This is a genomic window from Pelomonas cellulosilytica (genome assembly GCF_021353265.1).
GTDB lineage: Bacteria > Pseudomonadota > Gammaproteobacteria > Burkholderiales > Burkholderiaceae_C > Pelomonas > Pelomonas cellulosilytica.
The window spans coordinates 120,234-144,383 of the sequence record NZ_JAJTWU010000007.1; the positions used below are offsets into that span (position 1 = coordinate 120,234).

Sequence of the window (24,150 nt, forward strand, 5' to 3'; positions counted from 1 at the left end):
CGTTAGCGATGCCTGATGCACACCATCGCAGGTGCGCAGGATCAGCCGATCTTGGTCAGGACGCCGCTGGCGCGCCAGAGGGCCGTGAGGCCACGCTTACGCTTCAAGCGCCGAATTCACATGAACAGACGATAGTCGTACGACCGGTCTGCGTACCTATCCAGAAGGGCGCCAATCCTGGCGACTCGCCTCGACGTTTCTATGGTGGCCGGGAGCTGCCCATAGAGATCGAAGCTGTTGAAATTCATCTTCGAGAGCCCAAGGATTTCCGCCGCCAGCGTCATGAGGTCGCTTGTCCCAGCATGCCGAGTCAGCACAAGCGGCGCAGGAATTCGGCGCTTTCCTTGGTAGTACGTGCGATTGGCTTTGAGCGCGGTGGAGGCACCATGCGCCCACAACAGCGCCGTAGCATCGTCCACCACGACGGTAGTCCCTCGGTGGATCGGGTACCCGTGGATCTCCAGATCACCCTTCCTATTTGCGCGCGACGCCACATACCGAAGCGTGTCGTCGATGTGGATCTGCAGAAGCTCCACGCACCCAATTCCTTCCAAGCCGGCCTGCAACCCCTGGCGTTCCTGCTTCAAGAACGGCGTTTGCTTATGCACCACGACACGTTTCGGTAGCCTAAGGTTGGCTTCGAAAAACAGCTCCCGGATGCCCTCGCCGAGACGCCGCGCGTCGTCGAAGCTCATGAAGGGGTTCTTCCTGCGCATGATCGGGTTCTCGATCTTGCTCAGCCGAAACTGCAGTCCAAGTCCGTTTGGACTGTAGAGGTGGCTGCAACCCAGGATCACATTCCCATCCTCGCCGGGCCGATTGCGCAGGCTATAGCCGACGCCGACATATGCAGAGTCCTTATCGAGGCCGTCCAGCGCCCAGGGACTCCTCATCGCCTTTGCATAGGTGGCGAGCGAGAGCCACCAACGCACCCGGCACTGCTGCTCGTGCCTGAGCGTGTCCTCCTCTAGGAATTGAGTGGCGACGCCCTGCGGAATCGCCGAGGCCTTTACGAAGTCATGCAGGTCGAACGTCTCACCATCGACGTCATAGCCTCTGATGGCGGCCCATCTGGCAGGGACATAAATGAAGATGACGCTGGGGTTCGCGGCCGCCTTAAGCGACGAAATGGCCGCAGAAATCCTCGCACCCAGTTCTCGTGCGGACGCAGGCGTCAAATCGACCGGCTCATCGAGACCAACGAACCCTCTGCCACCAGGCTGCGTCACCTCCAGCCCGCACTTGAATGCTGTACTGAAGCCAGGGAACGGGAGCAAGTAGTCTTCGTCCGAGCGTGTCGGATCGACTGACTCGTGCAGCTTGTTCAGATACTCGCAAACCCGCCGCCCATCCTTGGAGGGTGCGATCAGGGCGACGCGGATGTTTGTGGCTATGCCGGTGTCGGTCAATAGCGCGTCGAAGGGCCGATCTCTCATCAAGCCGCGAATCGGATGGGTATCGAAGGCAGACCCGCTGCCCGTTTTTGGCAAGAAGGACAGCCGCGGCTCAGCGATCTGCAGGCCGACTTGAGAGGCAAGGCGCTCGTTCTTGTCGCTCAACTTCACGGAGGCTTCCCGCTCGTCGGTGATCTTTGCGAACAAGGGCCAAGCGGAAACTGAAAACTTCACGCCCTCGTCCACATCAGGGAAACGAAGCGCCGTTTCACGCTGAGGAAGTAGCTTCTTGCGCCAAAAATCGAGCGCTTCGTTGAACTCGGCGTTGTGCTGATAGCCAAGGACCTTGACCTTTACCGCGTTGGCCACCATGCGGGGCGCCTCGCTGCCGGAGGCATCGGCAACAAAAAGGGTCGGCTTCAAAACAAGCGCTAAGGAGCCACTCACAGTCTTGACCTGCAAGATGACCGCCTTGTAGGCGATCCAGTCACGCCCTTCCACGCGCTGCTTGCTTCCGCCGCTGGGCTCCCAAATCAGACCATCGTGATCGCAAGGAAGGCCGGCTTTAGCGGCTAGCGCCAAAGCAGTCGCTCGTCTCATCAAGCTATTGGAAGTGCCGTCTTCGTAGCGCAGGTCCTCGTCATTGAGCGGTACCCGCTTGATCTCGCTGGAGATGTTTCCGGCGAAGGCCTTTTGGATCTGCTCAGGCGCAGCGATTGCGTATACCTTGCCCCGGAATGGAGCTGCGACGAACCCATGCTTCTCACCTGTGGATTTCAGCTCTGTCCAGACCGTTCCTGGAGCGGGCCATTTGATCAGATCGAACTCAAGAAGTTCGCCTGGTGGCTGCATCGGAAAAGCGTTGCTCTTGATGAGGCCGCTCACCGGTAGATTCGGCAAGGAAAATGCCGCGCGCTGTGTCGTGGGCGACTCTTTGAACTTGTCCAGTATGGCGTCGAGCCTTTTGCGATCATCAGATCGTGTTACGTGCAACGCAATCCTGCGCATCAGGTCGTCGAAGGTGACGCCGGGCACTATGAAGCGCTGGGGCTCAACACCCGCGGGCGTCTCCAGCAGGTTCGCCACGTCACCGGACGCCGGAGAGTCACCGTACTGCGTCCAAAACAGCGGTAGCCTTTGTTGCTTGGGGTCTTGATAGGCCTCCAAGAATGCAGCCATCACGCTTGCGTCTCGACCGCTGTACCCACACACAAGTACGGGATGTGATCTCAACAAAGGAATCAGTGCCGCACGCAGTTCCGCTTCTTGCTCTGCTAGCTCTCTCTGCGTGTTCTTAAGAGGGTCGTACCGGTAGTCTCCGTGCATCGCAACACACTGGAGCTCATCCAAAGCCATCGGGCGAGTGGCGCGTTCTTTTGAGTCCTGGCCAATCTCGATTGCGGTTACGCCGCTCGCCGCCGCTGCTCGGGCGACAAGACCATCGAAATTTGTAGTCCAAACTGAACTCACCAGTCGGCGCCTGGCTAGTTCCGCCAGCAGTTGATAGCCAAGGCCTGGATCTGCCGACTTCACCCAGTCTTGAAAATATCTGCGCCGGTCGTCACCACGTGCGTAGCAGGCTTCGATAAACACCGAGTATTCGTCTGCCGCGCCCTCTTTAGGAAATCGACGCTGAGAATCTAGCCAACTCTGAATTCGCTGCCTAACGGATGGCAATGACAGCTCTTCAAACTGACGCTCAAGCCCAGGGTTGTTTGTGAGGAAGATGGAGCGCTTCCACTCCCAGATGCACTGGGTTGCGGATGGCATCCCCGAGCTCATGGAAGCGCCAGCCCCCAAAAACACTAGCAGCGGCTGGTCCCTCGACATTCCTATCGAACGCACCAGCGCGTCCAATGACAGCGTACGGATCAAGCTCAGGTCCTCCACTCCGTGTTGTACCTCTTGCGGGCACTAAATCAGGTTGGCCATTTCGCCTTGGGATACTCAGAAGCGGTTCCCTTGTCGTCGTCCACCGCCATAGTAGCCGCGCGCTATGGGTATGGAGTCAGAGCAGAAACTGCTATGACCGCGTCCAGCAGGCGGCACACCTTGGCCGCCGCCGCGCCCCTGACGTGGAAGCCCAGCTCCAGCGAGTATGCAAAGCTCCACCTGGTCATGTTTGAGGACCCGGCATAGCACTCCGAGTCATCGACCCGAACGACCTTTGCGTGGAACGTCTCGTTCTCCGGCCTATCCGGTCTTGGGATGCGGAAATCGTAGACAGCCACACCTAGCGCCTTGAGTTCACCAGCCTTGCTGGCAAGAGCGGCGGGGAGCCCGTCGCGGACCACAAGTTCCCGTGCCACTCCGGGGCGCGTCGCCTGAAACAAGCTGACGATGCGCTCCGCGCCATCCTCGTCGACGAAGGGCGTCATGACCGAGAAGCGCCGCGTGGCGTTGGCGGCCATTTGGCCCAGCATCACTGCAGTCTCTTCAAGGCCCCAAACGCCTTCGATGGTGCGCTCCAGCTCTGCGACCAGTCGGCTTGGCGCGGCTGGACGCGAGATGACGACTTCCACCTCGTTGGCGTCAGAATGGACCCTGTCTCGGTAGAGGCGTGCCCCTCGCATCAGCGAGGCAACTTCGCGGGCCATCCCTTGGGATAAAGCTACGGCCCACATGCCGTGAGAGTCCTTGCTCACGACCCCCGCGTCTTCGGCAGCCTGCAGCGCGGTCAGAACCGCGGGAAGCCGCGAGCTGCTAATTCCGCAGATCCGCGCGAGCTCTCGAGCGCCGTGCGTTCCGGGCAGCTTGCCCGCCCCTGCCCAGCTGAGCGCAGGCTCGAGCACCTCGGCATGAGTCGCGAGTCGGACGAAGAGGTCGTCAGCTTGCTGCACCGGATGACACCTTGGCCGTCGTGATGTCCAGATAGCCGGTGATGCGCTTGCCTTGCTGCCGGCCCTCATCTTCCCGAGGAGCGAGGCCACCACGAAGCGCCGAGCGCGACATCAGGCGGTTTGCAGCAACACAGGAAGTCTCCGGAATGACGATGCAACTCGGGCATGCGCCGCCGTCGGCGTCGCACAAGCTGCCCGAGCCGCACATCAGGGTTCTTGGCTCCAATAGGTACTCGAGAAAGACCGTGTTGTAGTTGCGCCAGAGCGCCGACAGGTTGCCCAGGTCCATCGTCGTTCCGTTGCGGTAGACCACGAACGCCAAGTCTGCCGGGAACAGGTACTCCCCTAGGCTGCCCATATCGAGCCCCGAAAACTCTGCGACCGCCTTCATCAGGGTGTGCGCGTAGGTATGCAGCAGCGTGTAGACATAGCGGTAGGTGTTGGCCGGTCCGGGCTTCAGGTCCGCGAAGTACTTTCCGAACGGAGCCGCGCTCTCCAAGACGTGAGCCCCGAGCTTTAAGTCACCCGCCGGGTCCCACTCGGGCAGGTCGGTCACGCCGACAGCGCGCAGCCACTCGTAGACGAGCTCGGGGTTGAGGCGTGCGTAGATTGCCTCGTTGGCCTGGGTGACGACGTAGATCGGGATCTTGCCGTTTCCCAGCGGCTGGAACAGGTTCAGTCGAACCGGAAGCATGAGCTGCTGTTGATCGCTCTTCTCAATGAGCGGGTCGGTCGACACGCGCGTGAAGCCGTGCGTGAAGCGGCACAAATCAAACTCGCGGATGAGGCCCATCTCGGCGAGACCCATGGCAGACATCAACCGGGTTGTAGTCGCCTTCTGCGCGTCCAGCTCCGCCTTCGTTCTGGGGGCAAGGTCACGGTCAGGCTCTGTAAAGCGCACGAACGGAGACCGCCCGTCGGCCACGCTCAGCTTGGTGAGCTTGCTGCGACGCAAGGCCTCGTGCTCGACGGCGAGCACGAGCGGGTCATAGCGACTTCCGAACTCGGCGCGCCGGTCAATCTGTCCCGTCAGCCAGGGCGGCGGCTCGTGCTTGACGGGGATGAGGCCCGGCGTGGCCTTCCAGTCGTCGATCATGACCCGCATCTGCTTTGTCGGCATTTCGGCCATCGATGTGCCGGCCAACGTCTTGAGCATGTGTTCCATGCTCTCGTAGAGCTGCACCTTCGCCACCTCTCCGGCCTTGCGCATCATCTCGACGATCTCAGCGTCCGACGGCGGTTTGACGCCGAGGCCATAACGCTCTGAAGCAAACCCCGCCAGGTCAGCCTCGTTACCCTCCTGCAGCATCAGCAGCAAGTCGCGCTCGCCTGCTGAAAACACGATGAATTGCTCGCTGTGAGGGTAGAAGGCCGGTGTGGCTCTGTATGAAATCGGCTCCATGCGCCGCCAGCGCGGCGGGCGCTGCAAGCACTCGTCACCCAGCAGCTGCGTGGTTTCAGGGTCGTTTTGCAGCCAACTGTCCCCTTCCTTGTGCCCGTTCTCGCACTCGAAGACCCACTCACCGATGCGAGGCGACTTGTCGATGAGATAGAACTTCCGGCTCTGACACACAGAGCATGCCTGGATGGGGGCTTTCACCTTCTGCTCAGGCTGACTCCACTCCCACTTGCCCGGGCTCGGCGGCTCCCAGTTGCCTGACCAGTGCACAAAGATGACGTCGAGCTGCCGCCATCGACACTTGCCCTTGTGCTCAGCTTTGCGCGTGTCGCACTGATCCCTGCCGAGCTCTCTGATTTCGGCCGACGCCTCCCGCACGGACTCGAACTGTCTAAATCGCCCACATGTGTTGCACACAAAATCCAGCGGAGCAGGCACATAGCTCATCGCCTTGGGGTCGACAAGCTCGAAACGATTCGGTGAGGGCGCCTTGAATGTTCCGTCTGGCAACAAGGCAGGGTCGAGGCACTGGGTCGGAAGGACTTGAGCCTTATCTGTGCCGCCTTGCATCGCACGGCTGAACCAGCTCTGCCAAATCTCACGCAAGCGAAGGTGAATCTGGGTCGCGGTCTCGTTGCTGATGTCAGCCTTCGCGGGGCTTTGGCCCTGGTCGGCGATGGACAAGCAAGCGCCAAGCCCACCCTCAAACGTGAACAGCGCGCCAGGCGCGTAGGCGGTCGCCAACTGCCCGCGCGAGCGAATCATTCGGGCGGCGGAAGGTTCCCGCTCCTCGGTATCACCCCGGGCAGTTTTTCTTGTTGCCATCTTCACTCTCCCAAATCTGAACCCTCGGCCACGCCGCAGCGGATGAATCGCATGACCTTGCGCGCAACTCCGTCGCTGACTCCATGACGTCCATCTAGATCACGATGGCCAAAGTAGATGACTCCAGCCTCGTCGACATCTCGGAGGGAAGTCATCGGCCTGTTCATGACGCTGGGCTGCGCCTTGAAGTAGTCCATGAGGCTGCGTTGCTCACCTAGCGCGTCCCGAGCCCAGTTCGTCAAAAGCGTCTCGACCCGTTCGCGGATGAGCTCCTGGTAGTGCTGCTTGCCACCGGGCGCGAAGTCACCTTCCAAGCCGATGGCTTTCTCGATGAACTCGCAGATGCCCTTGATAAGGGGGCCCTTGGTCGCGGCGTTCTTGTAGATGTCGACGATGAACGGAATCCAGGACAGGTCTCGCAGGGTGTGCTTCTTGTCCGGGTCGAGCTTGTAGAGCTCGGAGACGTAGCGCACGCCGGAAAGGTAGGCTTGGATGAAGCTTGGCAACACTCGCTCGATGGCCCGGCCAGCCCAACGGTCGATGGCCGCCGGCGAAACCATCCGCTCGAGGAAGCGGTGGTAGCTGTCAAAGACCTCAACGATGTAGCGGTCGCGGCGGCGCTGAGGCGTGGGGATGAGTACGACAAACCCCACGTGCGTGCGACCCACTCGCGAGGAGGCCTGGATGTACTCCGCGACGTCCGATGGCATACCGGCGAAGAACATTGAGTTGAACTCTTCGACGTCCACGCCGTGCGAAACGGCCGAGGTGGCAATCACCGAGCGCAGCGCATCGGTGAGTTCGGGCAGCGGCTCCCCAGGCTTGGGGCGCGTCTGAGCTTCTTGAACTGTTGCCTGAATCTCGCCCTGGGAAACCGAGCCCGTGATGAGATTTGTGCGCAGGTCGGAAATGGGGAGCTTGCGCTCCGCATGCCTCTTGCGCGTCTCCTCGAACTCTGCGGCCATGATCTGATCGCCACCCTTCTTGTTGGTGACGTAGGTCAGCGCGATTCGATGCAAGTCGACGACGGTGGCGAGCTCTGACGGCGACACCTCCAGCAGCTTGTCCCTGTAGAGCTGCTCGAGTGTTCCGGGCGAGACGCTCTCGACTAGCTTGGCGCGGGCTGCAGCAACCTGAGCCTCGTCGCCCGAGGTCAGCGCCAGCAAGACCTCGGTGATGATGGTGTGGAAGTTGGAGAGCACTGCCACGGTTGTCGCAGTATGGGCTCGACCGTTGGTCATGAAGCCGACGTAGACGCGGCTCCAGCGCGACCACTCCTCGACGTTTTTCAATGTGGCACGCTGCGACTCGTCTTCAGGCGGCGCGGTCGGGCCTGCATAAAAGGACTCGTAGAGGCTCTGTCCTGGATACGGGAACTGCATCGCCGGCACGGGCCGCTGATAGAGGTGTTCGAGCTGCCGGTCGGGGTCTGAGACCGTGGCAGAAGCGGCCACCACTTTGGCCCGGCGGCGAGTGCTGCCGTCGGGCTCGTAGGCCACGAGCGCGTAGAGCGGCTTGGCGATAGACGTCAGCACCGCGTCGAGGGCTGACTCGAACAGGCCTGCGAACGTGCCCAGGGACTCGTCGAGCAGGTGTGCCTCGTCTTGGATGAGCAAGCTCGGGAACGGGTCGTGGAAGAGGTGCGTTCCGTCCGGATAGGCCGGATAGAGCTTCTCGTAGCCCTTGCTCTCAACGTCCCCCTCGAACTCGCTGGTCCTCGAGGGCATGACTAGGCGCTTGGTCCCTCGGTCGCGAAGAGGTGCCGCCCCCAGCATCGCGTAGATGCGGCGCAGCGTGCCAGATGACTGGCCGATGAGGGCTAACTTGTCCACCGTGCCCAACAGCACTGAGGGCGCGAGGTCGTAGATGTCGACGTCGCAGATGTAGAACGGCAGCGGCTGGTAGCCACCGGTGTTCGACTCGCACCTAGCGTTAGAACACACGTGAGCGAGTGTTCCGCCCTTGTCTGCGAATCGACGCAAGACCGTCTCACTGCGGCAAAACGGGCAGCTTGGAATCTTGTTCCATGCAGCCTTCTGCAGCTCATAGTTGACCTCTGCAGCCTCGTGGTCTCGCTCGGACTTGAGGTCTGCTGGGACTTCCTGGATGTCAGGGATGTCGGCCACACCGGGCGCGTAGTGATTGTTCGGCGATCCGCCGCTACCCACCCAAAAGCCGATGGCGAACGGGTCACCACCGATGGCCAAGTGCTTGCGGACCTGCTCGGCCCTGGCCAGCGCCAAGGCACAGCGCTGCGCTTGCTGGATGGTCAACAGTCGCAGCGGGTAGCGAATCATCGCGGTCACGCCGACGTGCTTACCGCGCAGCCGGTCGAGGAACAGTGAGAACACCAGCAGGCCGAAGAACGCCTCGGATTTGCCGCCACCCGTGGCGAAGTAGAGCAGCGAGACCGTGTCGTCGCGCTCCCGGTCGTACTTGTCGCGGAAGCACTTCATGCGGCTTGCCATCGCAGGAACGTGCGCGATGACGAAGGCGATCTGAAAGAGGCGCCACGCGCCGTAGTCACTCTTGAGCTTGTCGCGCATGAGGTCGGCCATCGCCTGGTTCATGCAAAGCCAGGCCTCGTAGACCACCGCCTTGTCATCGGCTTGAGGACCGCGTTTTGCGGTTTTGTCCCATGCGGCTTTGGACTCCTGCAAGATCTCGAGGCCGGCCTTGACTGCGGCTATCTCCTTCTCCCAGCCCTGCTTGTCCTTCGCGAAGCCCCCTTGCTCGCGCTCTAGACCCGTTTTGTCACCAGGCTCCAGACCCGCTGCGAGGTCTACTGTCTCGTCGAGCTTGGCAAACCAGTCATCCAACGCATCACCTAGAGGTAATACCGCATCTAGCCCCTCGGGGGTGGCCAGGAACCGCATCGTGGGGTTGATGCCTGCGTAACTCTTGGGCGTGATGCGGGGCTGCGTGTAGCGCGGCGCCCAAGTTGTGCGCAGCCTGAGCGAATTGGGGTCAGGCGAGTGCTGCAACTGCACCCCGCCGTTGAAGCCCATCGCTGGGTAGTCTAGGAAGCTGTTGTAACGATAGGACGCCTCCACACGCCCCAAGCGCAGCGGAGCGTGAAGCACTCGCGGCATGGAGACCTCCAGATGCACCTGAAAGATGCTCTGGTCTGTGAGGTCGGCACTGCGTCGCGGCTCTTCCGAGACGTTTTCCAGGCTGATGTGAAGGTTGGTGCGCGTCGGATGGGTCCAGTCAGCCGACAGCTTCACCTCCCACGACAAAACGATCTCTGGCAGCGCCAGCTCCCGCGTCGGGTCCGCCCGCAGCTCTTCAAGGAACTTCGGCCAGTCCCGGTACTGCGACGGTCGAACGACGACGCCTTTGCGCATGCACCACAACTTGCCCTCGTCCGAGTCCGCCCACTGGCGCACCGCAAGCTGGACGGCTGCGGTCAAGTCGCCCGAGGCCTGCTTGACCTTCGCCGCGATCTCCGCAGTCGACATAGCCGGGTCGATGACCAGAGCGGGGAGGTGGGCCTGGTCGATAGGGACGCGCAGCCACTTGTGCGGCAGGTCCATCGGCTTAAAGACCTCATCGCGGATCTCGGGCAGCACCCCGCCGGTCGCCACAACACCTTCGCCAGACCCTTCACCTGGCTCGGCAGTGCCATCGCCCTCGACGGAGAACAGCGTCGTGATATTTACCGGCAGCTTCAAGCGCTCAAGTACCTCGCGCCGTACGGCCTGCTCAATCTCTCGCCACTGAGGATGGTCGATGCGGCGCTTGTAGGACTTGCCCGCCGATTCAATCTTCCAGCGCTCACTGAGCGCTTCCTTGGTCTGCGTCTGCAACAGCTTGCGGACCTCATCGCTCAGCCGAAACCGCGGCGCGCAGTCCGGTCGCTTCATGTCCTCAGGCGTGGGCAACACACGGACATAGACCTGCAGTCGAGGTTCGACCGTGATGATTCCGGGGATTCCGCGGTGAACCTGGCAATCCAGGCCATGTGCCGTAATGCGGATGGGTTGCGTCACCTCGTCGCCCGTGCCTTCTGCGCGCAGAGGCGGCAGCAGGAAGGCCGCAGCCAGGATGGAGCGAGGTCGAGAGCCAAATAGCACCTGGCCTTCTGGCCCATGCCCGCTGATGCGCGAGAACGTCAGGTTCAGCAACGAGTCGACTGTCGCTTCCTTGAGCGTGGTCGAGATCTTGGCCGGGTCGGCGCGAACGACAGCACTACTCATTCTTCACTTCTCCCTGGGGCTTGCGGATGGCTTCGACGGTATGAATGTTTTCCTTGGCCCGCTCGAAGAGCATCTTCACGACCTCGGGCCTAAGGCGGCGGTGCACCACAGTCGACTCAGGCTCGAGCAGCATCTCGGCGTAGACATCCGAGACGCGACGGCCGTCTGCCCGGCGTACGCCTCGAAGCGGCTGAATGACGGCCTTCCAGAAGTAAACGGCGTGGATGTCGTTCATTCCAAGGGTCTTGGCAAACGCCTTGAAGTGGGCTTCGTTGCGAGGGGCGCCGGGCTTTGCATCGTCGAACGAGCGGCCGGCATACCGGTCCACGTCGAGCCAAGCTCGAACCGTGCCCTCGGCCGGAGGCGCTCCCTTGGGCCCAAGCGCGTGGGTGATGGCTTCGTGCAGGTGCGCCGCCCTCAAGCTCAGCGTCGTCCCCGGAATCTGGGCGGCCAGATCGCTCACCGTTCGGTGGTAGCGGCGAAGGTCTTCCTCGAAGCGGCGGTCGTGGCTGATGGGGACGCCAGCCTCCTTCAGCGCCGCCTCGGTGAGCTCCCGGAGCTCCAGAGACATCACGAAGAGCCGGTCGCCTTCTTGGAGGTTCAAGACATCCACGCCCTTGAACCCGCGGGTTGAGGTGTGTCCAAGTGCTGGATCGTAGAGGTAGGCCCGAGCTGCGGGGCTTCGCTTGACGACCGCGCCGCTGTCCAGCACCAGCTCCCAGGCGTTGGGATCGTGCTCCTCATGCTCGTTCACGACCGATGACAGCCCCTGCTCGAACGAGAAGGTCGGAAGGACGAAGTCACCGCGCTTGAACAGCGTGTACTCGTCGATGTCAGGGAACTCGGGCAGTTGGTGCCAGAGCGCGTCGAGCCGACTGCTCAAGCTCGCAAACCCCGCCAGCGCACGAATAGCCTTGATCGTTGCCTTGAGGTACGCCGCGTTTCGGCGGGTCAGAAGCACATAGGCCGGCGACGAAATGCGGGGCTCCAGGACGAGCATGCGCAGAGACACCTCGTCCAGACCCACGAAGATCAGGGTCTCATTGCGCGGGGCATCGGTCTCGGCCTCGAGGTTGCGTGAGACCACGAAACGGACGCAGTCACGCAGCACCTCAAAGCCCGCACCCTCCGGGTAGCCGTCGTAGGTCTCGAAGTAGCGCTCGGCCAGGCGACGGGCGGTGGGCTTGGTGAAGACAAGGCTGCACTTCTCGGTGCCTCGAGTCCGCTGCTCAATGAGCTCGGCGAGCATGCGGGCCAGCGGTGTACCGTTCTCATAGTTGCGCCACATTTCATCGCCTTTGGTGATGACGCGCTCCAGGCGCGGGCGCTCTCCGAAGGTAGGGTCGTTGCGGATGACTTCGAGCTTGGACTTGTAGACAGGCCAGGCGTAGTTTTGGCGAACAGCCATCGGCACGTCAGCCTCACCGAGCCAGTTCACGAGCACGCGAGTGCTTGAAGGCAATGCAGCCAGGCGCGCGAGGTAGCCGGCAGCGGCGTCCATCGCATCGGCCCAGGTCGGATTGGTCACAGCGTTTCGAATGCGCGTCAGCATCTCGATTACGTTGGCAGCTTCTGTGTCGACTACGTTGACGACAATCTGCCTGCTTTCAGGCTTCAGCGGTTCCGGCCGCACCTGGGGCATCAAGCTGTCGCCGCTGACCGCGCAGATGGCGCCGCGCACCGGCAGGCCCGAGCGAAGCAGCCACGCCGCAGCCGGGCTGTTCTTCTTCGCACGCTTTTCAAGCTCTTGCCCGAGCTGAGTGCGCACGTGCGGCTCGTCGATGACCAGCAGCACGGGCGGAATTCGTTCCCGCCACACCTCCCAGGCACAGTCGAGGAACTTGACGATGTTTGTCTTCCATGACGGGTTGTCTCGGCGCAGGGCCCGGGTTGCGTCCAAGAGCAAGACATCGGGCTGGCGACCGTTGCGCAGGCTCTTGAGGCACTGCTGCATATCCGCCTCGGACGCCTTCCAACTGACCGCAAGGAGTGCGTCCGGCGCGTTGTCGATCTCGCCGATTGCGCGCAACGACAGGTTGCTGAGTGCCCGGCGGTGGTCGACGTCCGTGATGCGCGCCTTGACGTACCGCAGCAAGTCACCGTCACAGGCCTTCCACGACTGGAAGTCTTTGTCGGCAAAGAAGTGCGGAAGCAGCTCCGCAAGAGTCGGGTGAATTTCGCCGGAAGCGTCTGCGCGCACGCTGTTGAGGGCAAACCAGAACGCATCCTTCTGCGGCAACGAGACCGTTACAGAAGAGTTGGTACAGCCGGATACCGCCTCCTCGAGCCGCTGCGCGAGCCTGACGAGGGCCGCGCGGTCAATATGGGCATGGTTGAGCGCCTGCAGGAAGTTGGCTTTGGCCGGATAGACAAGTGTTCGAACGCCTTGCTTGTCGCCTTGATGCCAACGAACGGCGCACGCGACGGCGTGCACCATGCCCAGCGAGCGAAGAGAGCCCGGCCACAGCAGCACAAGCCCCGAAACCTTAGTTTCCGCGGCGTGCAAGAGCTCGGAAGCAAGGGCCTCGACTGACGTGGCCGTCTTCAGTGATGTCGTCGCGTCGTCAGCCCATAGTGGAAGCGCGAAAACGGCGGGTGGCGCCTCCTTCGACACTTGGCGCGCTGCGGGTGGCGCCACGGCCGAGCCGCCGGATGGGCTTGTGGCTGTAGGCTGATCCAAACCGTTGCGCGCTTTGGATGGTCTGCCAGGCCCGTCGCCTGTTGCCTCAACGGCGGGGCCACGCATCCACGGCAGCCTGGCTGCGAGCGCCTTTTTGTGCTCGGCCGCAAGTTGCTGTTTCTCCGCTCTGTCGCGAGGAAGCTGGTTCCGTCCCTTGTCTGACCTGTACATCTCGTTTTGCTATTGAAGTGGGTCTCAAGTGGCGGGGGCGTCCATTGACTAGAGCGCTTGGGTCAGCTCGCCGAGAGGTAAGCGGCTCGGACCGCGTCGTCGAGACAGGTCCCATGGCTTTTTAGTTCCGCAAGGCGGGCGGGGTCGGGCAGCAACAGCTCGTCGAGTTCTGACACCGCCACGTTGCTGGCCCCAGAGATGGCGCGGAACACTCGGTCGACCGGCTGCGTGTTCAGGATGGCAGCCAGCTCTTCGGGCAGTAACGCCCCTTCGCTCAAAGGTTCCAGCACGATCACATGGTTCTCACAGACATAGCCTCCAAACCTGGCAACCCATGCTGCGGATACCGGCGCGGCGACCAATCGGCGCTTTTGGTCGCTTGACGTCAGGCGCTGCAACAGGACAGCAGGCTTTGAGATGACCCCACGGTCTGCCAAAGAGCCGATTTGGACGAAGCGGCGGTTGCGGCTGAAACGGCACTCGCGACCGTGATCAAAGCGGCCATCTGGCGTGATGTCGGTCGCCCAAACCAGTGGCACCACCAACCTGCCGGGACGGACATCAGGTAACTGCGCGAACCGGGGCCGCACGTCCCGATATGCAACCAAGTGGCCGACGCGGGCTTCGTACCCGTAGTCCGAAAGGGTGAAACCACCCGACTCCGCTGACTGAAGCAAGCTGGCGTCACTCGCGGCTCGCGGGATGGGCCAGGGGCGGCCGGAGTTGGGCAACAGGAACTTGCCGACGTCTTCGAACCGACCGTCGGCTTTGAGGACGCTCACCCCGGTCTTCGAGTCGACCACTTTGCTTGCGGCACGGCTTCGCAAAATGGTGATTGCGGTCTCCTGTTCAACGTCGATGAACATGGCGTTGCGGTCACTGAGCATGTCTACATGCAAGGTGTCGGCATGCGTTAGGAGCTTCGTGCGTAGCTTGGAGAAGGACTGCCCGGATAAGAAGCTTGTCGGAGTAAGCAGTCCGACGAGGCCACCTCGCCTAACAACCTGAAGGGTTCGGTTTATGAAAAGCCCGTAGATGTTGGGCTGTCCTTCAACCACTTCGCCGTGCGCCCTTCGGTACCGTTCAACCTCGGTGGCTTTGAGCTTTCGATAGGGTGGATTGCAAGCCAAAACATCGGGCTGCAACGCTTCGATGCTCGTTGAGGTGAGGCCGTCACCCTCGAAGAGGCGCACCGAAAGATCGCGGCCGGCGACTGCCAACTGATCTGACAACGCCATCCGCAGGAACTGACGCGATATCTCAAGTAGTGCGGGGTCTAGGTCGTTGCCGCTGAGGTGGCGATCTATGTGTTCCAACTGCGAAGCTGGCGACAAGCCCGTCCGCGCGAGAGCAGCGGCCATCCGCTGAGCGATCGGAACAAGGAAAGCCGCTCCACCGCATGCAGGGTCGTGCCAGTGCTGCGTGGTGAGCGACGCGCCCTGATCTACGAGCTTGTCAATCACCCGGTCAGCGAGGCGCGGCGGCGTGAAATAGAGTGACCTCTCAGCTCGGAGTTTGTCGCCGACCAATATGGCGTACGTGCTCGCTAGCCAGTAAGCGGCATCGTTGAACGGCTCGTCGGAAAGCCAAGCAGCGAAGTCCTGGACGGCGCTTTCGTGGAGGAGCTGGCTGCTTCCGTACGGGGCACGTTTAGCGGCTAGGTGAGCGAAGGATCGCTGCTGCCAAAGGTGCAGTAGGCCCTTGACGAGGCGTTCCACGCTGTCCGGACTTCGGCCAACGAGAGGCGCCAGAGCCTTGACTCGGCGATAGAACTTGAGGCGTGGAACAGGGATGACCATGGAAGGCAGGCGTTACCCGAAAAATGAAACGGTGTAACGAAGTGCCTATCGGCTGCACCCAGAGTGCGCATTCCTTCTGTCCAAGCCTAACCCTGCCATACGCGTCCTCCCTAACCATCTTGTTGCCGCAGCTTCTATAGCAATAGTCCCTTTAGATCAATAAGGGCTAGCATCAGGGCCCTCGGCGTTCAACCGCGCCCGTCTTCTCGGTGCGTGCGACGCATGGGCGCGGGCAGCAAGCCTGTGAGCCCGGAGCAGATGGAGATCGCGCGGCTGCGCGCCGAACTGGCGCGAGTCAAGATGGAGCGCGATGTATTGGGAAAAGCGACGGCGTGGCGTTGATTTTTTGGGTCGATCAAACCCGTTTGCATATTCCGAGGCGACCTGAGCACCAGGTCCAGCGTCTTCTGAGCATGGAATCCAGCGCCTGGTGAACACCTTGTCTGGACGTGTCGTGCAGGTTAGCGTCCGGAGACTTGATCACTCGGTCCAGCGTCAAATGTGGAAATGCCGGCCGCTTCAGGCTGGCTGCTGCCGCTCGCACTTGACCTACGTGCGGCAGCTTCGTGCCCGAAGCGGACGTCGGCAAAGGCCTCCCAAGCCTCCAGAAAGCTGCCGTTCAACGTTTGAGTTGAGCCTCGAGCGGCGGCCTGCCGACGCGAGTCGGTTCGAGCGACTGGTTAGATTGCTGATCATTCGCGATGAGCAGCTTTCCCTTCAGTCAAGTGAGTTTGATAGTAGCGATTGGCATTCGGCGGTAGGTCTACGAACGCATCCACGTCGTCCTCGACATCAACCAAATGCTGGTACAGGTATCGAATGCTCTCTAGCGCCGGTTGCAGGTCGGGGATCTGCATTTGGTTAAGTTCATCAAGGTGAGCCACGAACTTGTCGCGATACGCTCGGACAACGACTCGGTATTGCTCGAATTCCTCTTCGGTCTTGCCCGTTATTTGCCAAAGACCTTCAGCGAAATTTGCTGTATCAGAAACGCACTTTTCCCAATGGTGCTTTGCTCTCTGATCGCCATAGACCTTGCACCACTCGAGCACTGCCGTGTCAATGAAGTTGCCGTTAATCGTCCGCCAGAACTCTTGCTGCTTGCGCTCTAGCTTTGCGGCGTTCCATCCGCGGTGATAGGCAAGGTTCCGCATGAAGTGCAGACACAGAATTCCGGTTCTTCGCAAGCGTGAACGCCGATTCATAGAAGCAGCCTAGACAAGATGGCTTCGTGATCTGAGGCGGCCCGACCCCTGCGGTGCCGTAGGTTGCAGGCGCGGGGCCTGCAGAGCTACACCAAGGCACCCGGCAGGTGGTCTGCCGGGGCGTTGCGAGTGAGCAAGGAGTCGGGCCATGGGCAAGGAATCTAGCACCCTGTTCGTCGGGTTGGACGTGCACAAGGACAGCATCGACATCGCCTTGGCGGATGCGCCGCGCGACGCCGAGGTCCGGCACGTCGGCAGCATCAAGGGCGACCTCGCGTCGCTTGACAAGTCCATCCGCAAGCTCGTCAGCCGAGGCCAGCCGCTGCACATCGTCTATGAGGCGGGTCCCTGCGGCTACGTCATCCAGCGCCACCTCTGCGCCCAGGGCCTGCACTGCGACGTGGTGGCGCCGTCCAGCATCGCCCGCCCACCGGGCGAGCGCATCAAGACCGACCGGCGTGACGCCATGCTGCTGGCGCGGCTCGCGCGCTCGGGCGATCTCTCGGTGGTGCGCGTGCCCGACAGCGTGGACGAGTCCGTGCGTGACCTGGTGCGCGCCCGCGAGGACGCCGTGCGTGAGCAGCGCAATGGCCGCCACCGCCTCAAGGCACTGCTGCTGCGCAACGGCATCCCCTACGCCGGCAAGTCCTCGTGGACGGCGGCGCACCTGCGCTGGCTGGCCACGGTCAAGCTCGGCCACACGCCCCAGCAGATCGCCTTCCAGGAGTACCTGCACGCGATCACGCAGGCCGGTGAGCGCATCGCCCGGTTGGAGCAGGCGCTGCGCGACGCGCTGCCGGACTGGGGCCTGAAGGCCGTAGTGCAGGCGCTGCAAGCCCTGCGCGGCGTGCAGTTGATCGCGGCGATGACGCTGGTGGCGGAGTTGCAGGACTTCCTGCGCTTCGAGTCGCCGCGCCAGCTGATGGCCTACCTGGGGCTGGTGCCCACGGAACACTCCTCCGGCCCCAAGCGCAGGCAGGGCGCGATCACCAAGGCCGGCAACAGCGCGGCGCGGCGCATGCTGGTCGAAGTGGCGTGGCATTACCGGATGGAGCCCCGGGTGAGTCCGATCATCGCGGCGCGCCAGGACGGGCTGCCCGAGGCCGTGACGCAGATCGCGTGGAAGGCGCAGACGCGGCTGTGCAACAAGTTCAAGCGCCTGAGCGCGCGCCGGCTCATGAAGACCAAGGCCGTGGTGGCGGTCGCTCGCGAGTTGGCCGGGTTCGTGTGGGCCATCGGGCGCGAGGTCCAGCTCTCGGGCTGGGCGGGCATCAAGCCAGAGCCGACGGCGCCAGCCCGGGCGGCGTGACGGTCGTCTTGATCAACAGCGCCGCGCCAAGGAGGTGACGCGCCAGCATCAGCACCAGAGGCCGGACGGGGAACGCGGCGCAGCTGCGGCCATCAAGGGAACCCTCGAAAACGTTATTGAGCGTGAACGCCGCGCAAGTGGCCGGATCGACCTCAGACCCTAGACCGAAGGCAGCCCTGCGACGAACACTTGTCTTGAGGTATCCAACCCTCGCATATCAGCATGATCAACCGTCGCGCATCCACATCGGGTGGCAATTCAGGCTCCGTCGCGTTCCCCGTCCGGCAACGGGTTCAGTTCAAGATCTGCAGCGCAGAGGGCCGGGTCTTGCCGCTTGACAAGAAGAAGCCATATCAACGTTTGAGCTAAGCGGGCAACGGCGGCAGGGTGCCAAGCCCGGGCTGGCGACAATGTACCGTGTACCGCCAGACCGGGCTTGGTGCCCTGCCGACGGTGCTCCGCTTGAGCGATGGGTTAGGCAGCCCCGCCGCCCTGCACGTGCAGCAGACACTGGAGTTCCAAGACTTCGTCTCCGTGCGCGTCGATGGTCCCGGTGAAGCGCCAGCCGAGGTGACGATAGAAACCATGTGAACGGCTTTGCGGATTTGCTGAGCAGGCGAGGAACAGGCGTGCATGGCCGTGCGCAACAAGCTCGCGCATAACCTTTGATAGAAGTTCCTTGCCGATTCCGAGGTTCTCGAACTCCGGGAGCAGCGCCAGAACCGTTACTTCTCCGCTCAGGCGCGAGCCAAAGCAATAGCCAACCAACTGGCCTTCGCAGCGACACACATGTCCGAGCGCGTCTCCAGCACGAACTGCTTGAGCCCAGTTCTCTTCAGTGATGCCGATTGAGCGAAGCTGGGTTTCAGAGATTGCGTTCTGGCGCGTTCTCGCTCGCAGACTGATGCATTCAGCAGCGTCTTCAGGCTTGGCAGTGGAGTACTGAAGATGCATGGCAGAGTGCAAGTGCTTGGGCTGCCTAACGTGTTCTCGGGAGACAGCCGCTGCTGCTTAGGCAGGAACAGTGCGCCACAACATGTCCCTGGTTGGGCGCCGCAAGTGCTTGACTCATCAGCGTTTTCTCAAAAAGTTGACGGGCGAACCGGTCATTAAATTTCCGACAAAAGCGGCACGTTGTTACAAGTTCAAGTCGCGCCAGAACGGCGTGCTTGTAGCCCAGATGATGCCAGCCCAGGTTCGCTCGATCTCCGTGAAAACTGCCCTGCTCGCGGTCTGGCATCTGACGCAGCGCCGGGTGTTTCTCCCAATGCTGCCGTTCGGCGATCGACTGTCAGCGGCAGCTCAGGGCACATTGCTGCCCTACGGACGCCGGCCGCGAGCGTCAGCAGTCGCTGCCTATGCGCAGGTCGCAACTATGCGCAGGTGACGGGCGGGCGATCTTGACGTCCAGGATATTCGCGGCCTCCAAGGAGGAACGGGCGGCAGACCTTGACATAGTTTTTGCGAGCATGAGGCGTTGCGGAGCAGCGTGTGATGCCGACGGCTGGTTGTCGCGCCCCGCGCCGGTCCTCGACCTGGCAACGATGCATCGTCGAACCCAATCACGCGAGCGCCCGCATTCAACGGCTAACCGACCGGTCCCAGGCCCGCGATCCACTTCGGGGCGATGTCAGCCATCGACCTCGCCAAGACCGCAGTCGTAGCGGGAGCTGTGCAATCTGCGGACTTGTATCGCCGAAAAATATGCGCAGAAGCTGCAGCGCGTCTCGTGCGGCGCTCATAGGGGACTTCTGCTGTCACGGCTTGATCGTGCGCATAGTTGCGACCTGCGCATAGGCAGCGTTATGGAAAGCTCTCCATAGCGCTGCAGAGCTGCCGGTCGTGCGAGGCCATCATCGGTGCTCAGGAGCACTGGATCGCGTGCCCATCGTGCCGAACTGGATGCTCAGGTCCAATGGAATACGCACCCGTTTGCCTGCGGTGCATCGATCAACCGCACGGCCACTTGCTGCAGGAACTGGGGCGCCTCGCCGCGCGGCGGTGATCAGCTCTCTCGCCGCGCGTTTGCTCGCGCCGGATCTGGGGAGGGCAGCAAGTCTTCCGTGGCAATAGCTGAAAAACGCCCCCCGAAGCAAGAGGGGCCCGCATCTTCCAATGCGCGCACCCTTCCAATTCAAAGACTTCGCGGATCAGTCGATCGCTATGGTCTGTTGGAACTGGTCGATCGAGTCGTCACGGTCAAAGAGGATGTCTCCGTACGTCTTGTCGTATGCGACACCTTCGAACTTCTCGAAGTCGAACAACTTGCGGTCCATCATGTGGGACGGCACGATGTTGGAGATCGCGGAGAACATGCTGCGCAGCCGCTGAGGATGCGCGCGATCCCAGCCCTGTAGCAGTTCCTTCATCGCCTGACGCTGCAAGTTGGGCTGCGACCCGCATAGGTTGCAAGGAATGATCGGAAACTGCATCGCGCCGGCGTACTTCTTGATGTCCGCTTCCTTGCAGTAGGCCAATGGCCGGATCACGACGTTGCTGCCGTCGTCGGACTTGAGCTTCGGTGGCATCGTTTTGATACGGCCGCCAAAGAACATGTTGAGAAGGAGCGTCTCAAGGATGTCGTCGCGATGGTGCCCAAGCGCGATCTTGGTGGCGCCGAGCTCTTTGGCCGTGCGATAGAGGATCCCGCGGCGAAGGCGGGAGCAGAGGGAGCACGTTGTCTTCCCAGGCGCCACCTTCTCCTTGACGATGCTATACGTGTCCTGCTCGACGATGCGGAACGGAATGTCACGGTCGCTGAAGTAGCGGGGAAGGACATCTTCAGGGAAGCCCGGCTGCTTCTGGTCGAGGTTGACCGCAATGACATCGAACTTGATCGGTGCGACGTGCTTCAAGTAGAGCAGCGTGTCCAACATCGTGTACGAGTCAGCCCCGCCAGACATGCAGGCCATGATCAAGTCACCATCTTGAATCATGGTGAAGTCTTGAATGGCTCGGCCTGTCAGTCGCCGGATCTTCTTCTGGACGCCCTGTTCGGAGTTCGACAGTTGTGGGGTCTCGCGCCTCAGGAACGTCTTTTCACGCACCTCGAGGTGCGCCGGTTGCATGCTGGCGATGGGATCAAGGGTGTTCATGGGCATTTCTTCCAGAGCCGCCGATTGTCTCTGAACAGAGCAAAACCCGTTGTCCGCGGCTCTGGGTTCGTGCTCCGTAGCGCGCTGGTGCGTGTCAACTTTGTCGTTTCTCGTCCCAGGAGCCCTCAATCTTGACGAATCGGCGCGCATGTCAAGTTTGATACGCGGGCTCGATTGCCACTTTCCTCTATGAATTCCGGGGCTCAAGAGGTCCTCTTGCTTGATGGTGGGTAGTCCAATAAGGAAGGACAGCTACTCGATGCTGGACATCCTGCTGAACCTGCAGCAGCGCGCGCCGATCAAGTTCGAGCTCGTGGCCGTCAACCTCGACCAGAAGCAGCCCGGCTTCCCGGAAGGCGTGCTGCCGGAGTACCTGAAGAGCCGCGGCGTGCCTTTCCACATCGAGGAGCAGGACACCTACTCCGTCGTCAAGCGCGTGGTGCCCGAAGGTAAGACGACCTGCGGCCTGTGCTCGCGGCTGCGCCGCGGCATCCTGTACCGCGTCGCGGGCGAATTGGGCTGCACGAAGATCGCGCTGGGCCACCACCGCGACGACATTGTCACGACGCTGTTCTTGAACATGTTCTTCGGCAGCCGCATGAAGGGCATGCCGCCCAAGCTCGTCAGCGACGACGGCAGGAACGTTGTCATCCGGCCACTGGCGTATGTAAAGGAGCCCGACCTGGTTCGCTGGGCCGAGCACCGCGAGTTCCCGATCATCCCGTGCAACCTGTGCGGCAGCCAGGAGAACCTGCAGCGCGTGCAGGTCAAGGCGATGATCAACGAGTGGGAGAAGCGCTACCCCGGTCGCATCGACAACATCTTCACGGCCATGACCAACATCGTGCCTTCGCACATGATGGACAAGAAGCTGTTCCCGTTCGAGACGATCAAGGCCACCGGCGTGGCCGACGCCGACGGCGACATCGCCTTCGACGACGACGAGAGCTGCGCCACCCCGGCGCCGGCCTCCGTCATCACGCTGCACCGCTGACCGCGCCGGGCACACGACGCTTTGCCTGGCGGTTACACGCGGGCAATCCGCCGGGTTCAGAATGTCCGCATCGATTCCCCCGGAGGTTTTGTCATGAATCGCCGTCTCGTCCTCACCGCGCTGGCCGCCGCCTCGGTCGTGGCCATCACCGGCTGTGCCGGCCCCGCCAGCGTCTCCGCCGACGTGTCCAGTTATGGCGCTTGGCCGTCAGGCCGCCAGCCCGGCACCTATGCGTTCGACCGGCTGCCCTCGCAACAGCAGAGCGACGAGGCGTCCAAGCGCCAGACGGCGCTGGAAGACGCCGCCCGCGCATCGCTGGAGAAGGCCGGCTTCAAGCCCGCGGCCGACACCAAGAGCGCCGACGTGCTCATCACGCTGGGCGCGCGTGTCACGGCCTACGACCCCGTCCCCTGGGACGACCCGCTGTGGTGGCGCTGGCGCGGCCGGATGTTTTCGCCGCGCTACGGCTACGTGGGCGCCGGCCCGTGGGGTTGGCGCCAGGACCCGTTCTTCGACCGCCGCTACGACCGCGCCGTGGCCGTGCTGGTACGTGACCGCGCCAGTGGCGAGGCGCTCTACGAGGCACATGCCAGCAACGAGGGCTTCGCTCCCGGCGACGCGATGCTCGGGCCGCTGTTCGACGCGGCGCTCGCCGGCTTCCCGCAGGTGGAGCCGAAGTCGCACCGCGTGACGGTGATGGTGGCTGCCCGCTAGGGAGGGTCTGCCTGCCCATAATCGCGGCTTCGTTCAAAAACGCAGTCGCAAGGCAGGCATGGCGCTCAACATCGTGATCATGGCGGCGGGCAAGGGGACCCGCATGAAGTCGGCAACGCCCAAGGTGTTGCACAAACTGGCGGGCCGCTCGCTGCTGTCCCATGTCCTGAAGAGCTGCCAGCCGCTGACGGCCGACGCGCGCATCGTCATCACCGGCCACGGCGCCGAGCAGGTGGAAGCCGCCGTCGGCGCCGACGGCATTTCCTTCGTGCGGCAGATGCCGCAGCTGGGCACCGGTCACGCCATCCAGCAGACGGTGCCCGCGCTGGTGGGCGAAGGCACGACGCTGATCCTGAACGGCGACGTACCGCTCATCGAGACCGCCACCGCCAAGGCCTTGATCGACGCCTGCGCCGGCCACGCGCTGGTGCTGCTGACGGTCGACCTGGCGGACCCCACGGGCTACGGCCGCATCATCCGCAACGCCGACGACGGCGGCGTGCTGGCCATCGTCGAGCACAAGGACGCAACGCCGCAGCAGCGCCTCATCCGCGAGGGCTACAGCGGCATGATGGCGGCCCCCACCGCGGCGCTGAAGCGCTGGGTTGGCCAGCTCACCAACGACAACGCCCAGGGCGAGTACTACCTGACCGACATCGTCGCGATGGCCGTGGCCGAAGGTCTGCCTGTGCTGGGCATCAAGGCCCACAGCGAAACCGAGGTTTTGGGTGTCAACGACCCGGTGCAGCTGGCGCAGCTGGAGCGCGCCTTCCAGGCCCGGCAGGCGCAGGACCTGATGCGCGCCGGCGTGCGCCTGGCCGACCCCGCCCGCTTCGACCTGCGGGGCACGCTGACGCACGGCCAGGACTGCGAGATCGACGTGAACTGCGTGATCGAGGGAGACGTGGCGCTGGGCGACGGCGTGCGCATCGGCGCGAACTGCGTGATCCGCAACGTCAAAATCGCCTCCGGCGCGCGCATCCACGAGTTCACGCACATCGACGGCGAGGCGCTGGGCGCCAGCGTCGGCGAGGGCGCGCTGATCGGCCCCTTCGCTCGCCTGCGACCCGGCGCGCAACTGGGCAGCGACGTGCACATCGGCAACTTCGTCGAGGTCAAGAATTCGACGCTGGCCAACGGTGCCAAGGCCAACCACCTCGCCTACCTGGGCGACGCGACGGTAGGCGAGCGCGTCAACTACGGCGCGGGCTCCATCACGGCCAACTACGACGGCGCCAACAAGCACCGCACGACGATCGGCGATGACGTGCACGTCGGGTCCAACTGCGTGCTCGTCGCGCCGGTCACGCTGGGCAATGGCGCCACGATCGGCGGCGGCTCGACGATCACGAAGGACGTCGAACCCGGCTCGCTGGCCGTGGCACGCGGCAAACAGATGGCTCTGCCGGGCTGGACCCGGCCCGCGAAGAAGCGCTGAAATAGTGACTTAGTTCCGGCGATTGCGTCACGCCGCCGGGATCGCGGGGGCGGCAGCTGGCGTGCGGCGCCCTACGATCACTCTGCCT

The 24,150-nt window shown here is 62.6% G+C and carries 13 protein-coding genes and 1 pseudogene; 5 read left to right on the forward strand and 9 right to left on the reverse strand.

What is annotated here, in order from left to right:
• Positions 1 to 116: 116 nt before the first annotated feature.
• The 7 genes from LXT13_RS17945 to LXT13_RS17975 form a co-directional block, all read right to left on the reverse strand.
• Positions 117 to 3,164, reverse strand: a complete 3,048-nt coding sequence (locus LXT13_RS17945; protein WP_233373324.1) for an SIR2 family protein — start codon at positions 3,162 to 3,164, stop codon at positions 117 to 119.
• 224 nt (positions 3,165 to 3,388) lie between these two features.
• Entirely contained in the window at positions 3,389 to 4,234 is an 846-nt protein-coding gene (locus tag LXT13_RS28825; protein ID WP_233373325.1) for a phospholipase D-like domain-containing protein, read from the reverse strand.
• A complete protein-coding gene (locus LXT13_RS17955; protein ID WP_233373326.1) occupies positions 4,221 to 6,398 on the reverse strand; it encodes a hypothetical protein in 2,178 nt (725 codons plus the stop codon). The genes LXT13_RS28825 and LXT13_RS17955 overlap by 14 nt, the downstream gene beginning before the upstream one ends.
• A 62-nt stretch (positions 6,399 to 6,460) precedes the next feature.
• The gene (locus tag LXT13_RS17960; RefSeq protein ID WP_233373327.1) at positions 6,461 to 10,657 is read right to left on the reverse strand and encodes a helicase-related protein; all 4,197 of its coding nucleotides are present in this window, start codon (positions 10,655 to 10,657) and stop codon (positions 6,461 to 6,463) included.
• On the reverse strand, positions 10,650 to 13,295 hold the full coding sequence (locus LXT13_RS17965) for a hypothetical protein (RefSeq protein ID WP_233373328.1): 2,646 nt from the start codon (positions 13,293 to 13,295) through the stop codon (positions 10,650 to 10,652). The genes LXT13_RS17960 and LXT13_RS17965 overlap by 8 nt, the downstream gene beginning before the upstream one ends.
• A 275-nt stretch (positions 13,296 to 13,570) precedes the next feature.
• The gene (locus LXT13_RS17970; protein WP_233373329.1) at positions 13,571 to 15,226 is read right to left on the reverse strand and encodes an Eco57I restriction-modification methylase domain-containing protein; all 1,656 of its coding nucleotides are present in this window, start codon (positions 15,224 to 15,226) and stop codon (positions 13,571 to 13,573) included.
• A gap of 773 nt (positions 15,227 to 15,999) precedes the next feature.
• Positions 16,000 to 16,461 carry a hypothetical protein gene (locus LXT13_RS17975; RefSeq protein WP_233373330.1) on the reverse strand — a complete coding sequence of 154 codons (462 nt, stop codon included), beginning with the start codon at positions 16,459 to 16,461 and terminating at the stop codon, positions 16,000 to 16,002.
• Between the two features lie 199 nt (positions 16,462 to 16,660).
• On the opposite strand from LXT13_RS17975, the gene LXT13_RS17980 reads away from it, so the two are divergent.
• Complete coding sequence (locus LXT13_RS17980) at positions 16,661 to 17,821, forward strand: IS110 family RNA-guided transposase (RefSeq protein ID WP_233373331.1); 1,161 nt, start codon at positions 16,661 to 16,663, stop codon at positions 17,819 to 17,821.
• 474 nt (positions 17,822 to 18,295) lie between these two features.
• Here the strand turns inward: LXT13_RS17980 and LXT13_RS17985 are convergent, their stop codons facing one another.
• Positions 18,296 to 18,787 (reverse strand): GNAT family N-acetyltransferase, encoded by a 492-nt coding sequence (locus LXT13_RS17985; protein ID WP_255719565.1) that lies wholly within the window; start codon positions 18,785 to 18,787, stop codon positions 18,296 to 18,298.
• Between the two features lie 70 nt (positions 18,788 to 18,857).
• On the opposite strand from LXT13_RS17985, the gene LXT13_RS17990 reads away from it, so the two are divergent.
• Complete coding sequence (locus LXT13_RS17990; protein WP_233373333.1) at positions 18,858 to 19,208, forward strand: hypothetical protein; 351 nt, start codon at positions 18,858 to 18,860, stop codon at positions 19,206 to 19,208.
• Between the two features lie 763 nt (positions 19,209 to 19,971).
• Here the strand turns inward: LXT13_RS17990 and ttcA (LXT13_RS17995) are convergent.
• A complete protein-coding gene (gene ttcA / locus LXT13_RS17995) occupies positions 19,972 to 20,916 on the reverse strand; it encodes a tRNA 2-thiocytidine(32) synthetase TtcA (protein ID WP_233373334.1) in 945 nt (314 codons plus the stop codon).
• Positions 20,917 to 21,115: 199 nt separating this feature from the next.
• Between ttcA (LXT13_RS17995) and ttcA (LXT13_RS18000) the strand changes: the two are divergent.
• The 3 genes and pseudogenes from ttcA (LXT13_RS18000) to glmU form a co-directional block, all read left to right on the forward strand.
• Positions 21,116 to 21,910, forward strand: a pseudogene (gene ttcA / locus LXT13_RS18000) (tRNA 2-thiocytidine(32) synthetase TtcA); the annotation flags it as partial.
• Between the two features lie 93 nt (positions 21,911 to 22,003).
• Positions 22,004 to 22,624 carry a DUF4136 domain-containing protein gene (locus LXT13_RS18005; RefSeq protein ID WP_233373335.1) on the forward strand — a complete coding sequence of 207 codons (621 nt, stop codon included), beginning with the start codon at positions 22,004 to 22,006 and terminating at the stop codon, positions 22,622 to 22,624.
• A 58-nt stretch (positions 22,625 to 22,682) separates the two neighbouring features.
• A complete protein-coding gene (gene glmU / locus LXT13_RS18010) occupies positions 22,683 to 24,062 on the forward strand; it encodes a bifunctional UDP-N-acetylglucosamine diphosphorylase/glucosamine-1-phosphate N-acetyltransferase GlmU (RefSeq protein ID WP_233373336.1) in 1,380 nt (459 codons plus the stop codon).
• Positions 24,063 to 24,150 lie beyond the last annotated feature (88 nt).